The sequence below is a fragment of the Streptomyces durbertensis genome (assembly GCF_014156695.1).
GTDB classification, from domain to species: Bacteria; Actinomycetota; Actinomycetes; order Streptomycetales; family Streptomycetaceae; genus Streptomyces; species Streptomyces durbertensis.
This window is the reverse complement of the sequence record NZ_WMLF01000437.1, coordinates 1-4,539: the sequence shown is the minus strand read 5'-3', so window position 1 is coordinate 4,539 and position 4,539 is coordinate 1. Positions and strand designations below refer to the sequence as shown.

6 protein-coding genes are annotated in these 4,539 nt (G+C 71.2%); 4 read left to right on the top strand and 2 right to left on the bottom strand.

Features of this window, described 5'->3' with window-relative positions; translation table 11 throughout:
* Nucleotides 1–50: 50 nt before the first annotated feature.
* Nucleotides 51–239: a hypothetical protein gene (locus GL263_RS22160; RefSeq protein ID WP_182857507.1), complete on the top strand. Its 189-nt coding sequence runs from the start codon at nucleotides 51–53 to the stop codon at nucleotides 237–239.
* A 159-nt stretch (nucleotides 240–398) separates the two neighbouring features.
* Here GL263_RS22160 and GL263_RS22155 read toward each other — a convergent pair whose 3' ends face one another.
* Nucleotides 399–749 (bottom strand): metal-sensitive transcriptional regulator, encoded by a 351-nt coding sequence (locus GL263_RS22155; protein ID WP_182857506.1) that lies wholly within the window; start codon nucleotides 747–749, stop codon nucleotides 399–401.
* A 203-nt stretch (nucleotides 750–952) separates the two neighbouring features.
* On the opposite strand from GL263_RS22155, the gene GL263_RS22150 reads away from it, so the two are divergent.
* Both GL263_RS22150 and GL263_RS22145 read left to right on the top strand, forming a co-directional pair.
* Nucleotides 953–1,573 carry a DUF47 domain-containing protein gene (locus GL263_RS22150; RefSeq protein ID WP_182857505.1) on the top strand — a complete coding sequence of 207 codons (621 nt, stop codon included), beginning with the start codon at nucleotides 953–955 and terminating at the stop codon, nucleotides 1,571–1,573.
* Nucleotides 1,574–1,578: 5 nt separating this feature from the next.
* Complete coding sequence (locus GL263_RS22145) at nucleotides 1,579–2,577, top strand: inorganic phosphate transporter (RefSeq protein ID WP_182857504.1); 999 nt, start codon at nucleotides 1,579–1,581, stop codon at nucleotides 2,575–2,577.
* 78 nt (nucleotides 2,578–2,655) lie between these two features.
* Here GL263_RS22145 and GL263_RS22140 read toward each other — a convergent pair whose 3' ends face one another.
* A complete protein-coding gene (locus GL263_RS22140) occupies nucleotides 2,656–3,753 on the bottom strand; it encodes a DNA alkylation repair protein (RefSeq protein WP_182857503.1) in 1,098 nt (365 codons plus the stop codon).
* A gap of 142 nt (nucleotides 3,754–3,895) precedes the next feature.
* Here GL263_RS22140 and GL263_RS22135 point away from each other — a divergent pair, with 142 nt between their 5' ends.
* Nucleotides 3,896–4,468, top strand: coding sequence for a hypothetical protein (locus GL263_RS22135; RefSeq protein ID WP_182857502.1), 573 nt, complete (start codon nucleotides 3,896–3,898; stop codon nucleotides 4,466–4,468).
* Nucleotides 4,469–4,539 lie beyond the last annotated feature (71 nt).

Below are 4,539 nucleotides of genomic sequence, written 5' to 3'. Positions count from 1 at the left end.
CGGCGGTGCCTGGCCGCCCGTGGTCGATCCCGCGGCCGAGGAGGTGGGGGATGGCGGGGGAACAACGGTACGCCTACGAGGACGAGGCGCTGCACGAGATCGAGCTGTACGGCGAGCTGATCATCGCGGCCGCGGCCGATCCGGCCGAGCGGCTCAGCCTGACCCGGATCGACGAGATCCTCCGGGTCCGCGCGGCCCGGAGACAGCCGGAGGAGGGCGGGCCGGCCGACCACCTCTGAGCCGTGCGGCAGGCCGCCCCCGCCCGACCGACCGGGGGCGGTTTTCGGCCACCCGCCGCACGGCGTGCCAGGCGTGGAAACGCCGGTGAGTCGTCCGGGCGGCGACGCACGGCTGAACCCGCGGCGGCCGGCGGGTGGCAGAGGACCGCCGCCGGGCCGTCAGGTGCGCAGCAGACGGGCGATGGCGGCGCTGGCCTCGGCGACCTTGGCGTCCATCTCCTCGCCGCCCTTGGTGGCCGCGGCGGCGACGCAGTGCCTCAGGTGCTCCTCCAGCAGTTGCAGCGCGAAGGACTGCAGCGCCTTGGTGGAGGCGGAGACCTGGGTGAGCACGTCTATGCAGTACACGTCCTCGTCGACCATGCGCTGGAGGCCGCGGACCTGCCCTTCGATCCGGCGCAGCCGCTTGAGGTGGGCGTCCTTGTCCTCGGAGTAGCCGTGCGGGCCGGTCGGCGAGGGCTGGTGGCACTCCGGCTCGCCGGTCGCGACGGTCGGGGCGTCGGGCGCGCTCATGGGGGTTCTCCTGTGTCGACTTCTGGGGATATACCCCGCGTGGGTATATCGTACCTATTTCCCGTTGACGGGCGGAGCAGTACCTTGGGGCCGGTGCTCGGCGGAGGGTCCGATAGGTGACACTGGTGGACGCCACTCAGCCGTGGCCGGATGATGCGCCTAGCATCAACGAGACTGACGCCGATGCACCCTGAGGACAACCTGTGCGCTTCCGTCTGACCCCCAGGGAGACGAGCTTCTACGACATGTTCGCCGCCTCCGCGGACAACATCGTCACAGGCTCCAAGCTCCTGATGGAACTGCTCGGGGCCGAAGTCTCCGCGCGGGCTGAGATCGCCGAACGCATGAGGGCCGCGGAGCACGCCGGCGACGACGCCACCCACGCGATCTTCCACCAGCTCAACTCCTCCTTCATCACCCCCTTCGACCGCGAGGACATCTACCGGCTGGCCTCCTCGCTCGACGACATCATGGACTTCATGGAGGAGGCCGTCGATCTTGTCGTCCTCTACCAGATCGAGCAGCTGCCCAAGGGTGTGGAGCAGCAGATCGAGGTGCTCTCCCGGGCAGCCGAACTGACCGCCGAGGCCATGCCGCACCTGCGCACCATGGAGAACCTCACCGAGTACTGGATCGAGGTCAACCGGCTGGAGAACCAGGCGGACCAGATCCACCGCCGGCTGCTCGCGCACCTCTTCAACGGCAAGTACGACGCCATCGAGGTGCTCAAGCTGAAGCAGATCGTCGACGTGCTGGAGGAGGCCGCCGACGCGTTCGAGCACGTCGCGAACACGGTGGAGACGATCGCGGTCAAGGAGTCCTGACCACCGTGGACACCTTCGCGCTTGTTGTTGTCATCGGCGTCGCGCTGTTCTTCACCTACACCAACGGCTTCCACGACTCCGCGAACGCCATCGCCACCTCCATCTCCACCCGCGCGCTGACGCCCAAGGCCGCACTGGTGATGGCCGCCGTGATGAACCTGGCCGGCGCGTTCCTCGGCAACGGCATCGCGAAGACGGTCAGCGAGGGCCTGATCGCCACACCCACCGGCTCGACGGGAATGATGATCCTGTTCGCCGCGCTGGCCGGAGCGATCACCTGGAACATGATCACCTGGTACTTCGGGCTGCCGTCCTCCTCCTCGCACGCCCTGTTCGGCGGCATGGTCGGCGCGGCCCTCGCCGGCTCCAGCACGGTCTACTGGTCGGGCGTGCTGGAGAAGGTCGTCATCCCGATGTTCCTCTCCCCGCTGGTCGGTCTGCTGGTCGGCTACCTGGTCATGACCGCCATCCTGTGGATGTTCCGCAACGCCAACCCGCACAAGGCCCAGCGCAACTTCCGCATCGCCCAGACCGTCTCCGCCGCCGGCATGGCGCTCGGCCACGGACTCCAGGACGCCCAGAAGACGATGGGCATCGTCGTGATGGCCCTGGTGATCGCCGGCGTCGAGGAGGAGGGCGACGCGATCCCGGTCTGGGTGAAGATCGCCTGCGCCGTGATGCTGTCGCTCGGCACCTACGCGGGCGGCTGGCGCATCATGCGCACCCTCGGGCGGCGCATCATCGCGCTCGACCCGCCGCAGGGCTTCGCCGCCGAGACCACCGCGGCCTCCGTCATGTACACCACCGCGTACATGTTCCACGCCCCGATCTCCACCACGCACGTGATCACCTCGGCGATCATGGGCGTCGGCGCCACCCGGCGGGTGAAGGCCGTGCGGTGGGGCGTCGCGAAGAACATCATCGCCGGTTGGTTCATCACCATGCCGGCGGCGGCCGCGGTGGCGGCCGCCAGCTTCTGGGTGGTCAACCTCGCCTTCGGCTGACGCCGCCGGGGCGGCGGCCGCGGCCGCCGCCTGAGCGACCCGGTCACCGCCGGCGGTTGGTCAGCCGTCGGCGATTGCTCAGCCTTCGGCGGGCAGCAGCGTGAACGCGACCTCCGGGTGCCGTCGTCCGTTGGTCTGGAGCTGCACGGCGTGCTCACCCGGGTGGTAGCGGCGCGTGGTGAGCGGGCGTATCGAATGGCGGCGCGTGGTGCGCCAGGTCTCCCCCGGTTCGAGCGTGCGGGTGGCCAGCTTGAAGACCTTGGGGCTGCGCGTGCCGTTCGCCTTGAGGTGGTGCACGACGTAGTCGACGACCACCGTGGCGGGGCGGTCGTGCTTGTTGGTGACCGCGCACGCGAACTCCAGATGGCCGCCCAGCGTCACCGTGTCGGCGGCCAGCCGGGGCCCGTCGACGACAAGCGGCACGTCGGGGTCGTGGCCCAGGGCCGCCATCGCCGCCGCGTCGCCGGCCTTTATCAGCGTCCGCAGGCCGTGCCGCACCACCCGCTCGGTGGTGGCGGCGGGCGCGGCCAGCCACCGCCCGGCCGCCTCCACCGCCAGCGCCGGATGCTCGCGGCTCACGTCGTTCAGATGGTTGGCAACCGATCTCCGTACGTACTCGGAGTCGTCCCGGTAGAGGGCGTCGAGCAGCGGCAGCACCGGCGCCGGGTCGGCGGCGAGCGCGGGCAGCCGCACCGCCCAGGGCAGCCGGGGCCGGGTGCCCTCGCTCGCCAACCGCCGCACGTGCGGGTCGGGGTGGTCGGCCCAGCGGCGTATGACCGCGAGGGCGCGCGACTGGTCGGCCAGGAGGAAGGGCCGTACGGCGTACTCGGCGGTGAGCCTCGGCGTCAGCTCCGCCAGCAGTGCGAGCGCGGGCTCGAACGCCGCGTCCGTCTCACGGCCGCGCACCGCGACCGCCTGGCAGACCGGGAGCGTCATCCAGCCGGTGAACCCCGGATCGGTCAGCGCCGCGCGGACGGCGGCGGCGAAGGCGGGGAACTCCTCGGGCAGGTCGGCCAGGACCGCGTCCCGCAGCAGCTCGACGCGCTCGCCGTAGGCCCGGCCCGCGAGCTCCCCGGCGCACGCCCGCAGCGCGTCGGCCGGCCGGCCCGGACCGGCCAGTCGGGCGGCGAGTTCGTCGGCCGTCGAAGCGGGGAGGAGTTCGTCTGCGAGTGGCATGCGCCCATGAGAACACCCACCACTGACAATCCCCCCCGGACACCGCCCCGCCGCCCCCAGCCCCAGCTCGGCGCCCGGCGCTCGGGGCTCGCTGCTCAGTGCTCGGTGCCCGGTTGTCAGTGGCGGGTGCTCTCATGACGGCATGACAGTGCACGACCTCGTCAAGGTCCTTCCGGAGCCGGACGTACTGCTCGCGCGTTGCCGGGCGTTCGCGGCGCTCGACGCCGTGCTGGGCGGGACGTGGCAGCGCCACCGCTTCGAGCCGCGATGGTCGGAGGGCGTCGCGCTCGCCGAGTGGGAGAGCGGCGGCGGCGACGAGTACCGCGTGGTCTTCGATCCGGCCGGTGTCCTGCTCATGGGCTTCGACCACGAGTCCGCGGCGACGCCGTGGCGGGTCGAGCCGCGGGCGCACTGGCCCGGGCTGCTCGACGGCGTGCCCGCCGCTCTGTCGCGTCATCTCACCGATCCGGCCTTGCTGTTCGAGGGGTTCCTGGACGCCACGGTGTGCGTCTGGCGGGAGGCCGGGGCGGCGGCGTGGTCCTGCGGCCCGGTGGCGTTCGACGGGTACGACGACGCGGACGCCGACGGCGCGGACTGGCTCTTCGAGCCTCTGGTGGGCGGCGTCGACGCGTACGTGGCGTTCGCGGAGGACATCTACGGGCGCCCGGTGGACCGGGAGCTGGTGGCGTCCGTCGTCGCCGGGTCGCCGGTCTGACCGGACGAGGTGGTGTCCGACCCCTTGTTGATACACGTGTGTACTCGATACGTTCGTGTATCGAGAGGAGC